At 59.8% G+C, this 398-nt stretch carries 1 pseudogene; it reads left to right on the forward strand.

The window, feature by feature from the left end:
- Positions 1 to 398 (forward strand): annotated as a pseudogene (locus EE949_RS18265) (NUDIX hydrolase); the annotation flags it as partial.

The raw sequence follows: 398 nt of genomic DNA on the forward strand, positions 1-398 counted from the left end.
GAACACGACACCCCGCCGAAAATGGACTATCTGCACACCATCGACCTCGTCGTCCTGCGCTACTGCCGCAAGACCCTGGCGCTCGAAGTTTTGCTGCGCAAACGCCCCAGCGAACCTTTCGCGGAAAGCTGGGCGCTGCCAGGCCTGGTACTCAATGGCGAAGTGCGCGATGTGTCGATGGACGCCGGGGTCAAGCGCCTGATCGAGTCGGAGAAGATCGGCGTCAGGCTTGGTTATATCGAGCAGGTCGGCACCGTGGGCAATGCGTTTCGTGATCCCAGATGCTGGTCGTCTTCGACCTTCTACCTCGCCATTCTGGATCAGGATGCCCAGCTGAACGAGCGACAGAAATTCGTGCCGCTTCAGGCGCTGTTGAGCCGTAAAAGCCTGCTGCCCTT

The organism is Pseudomonas viridiflava (assembly GCF_900602065.1).
Taxonomy (GTDB): Bacteria; Pseudomonadota; Gammaproteobacteria; order Pseudomonadales; family Pseudomonadaceae; genus Aquipseudomonas.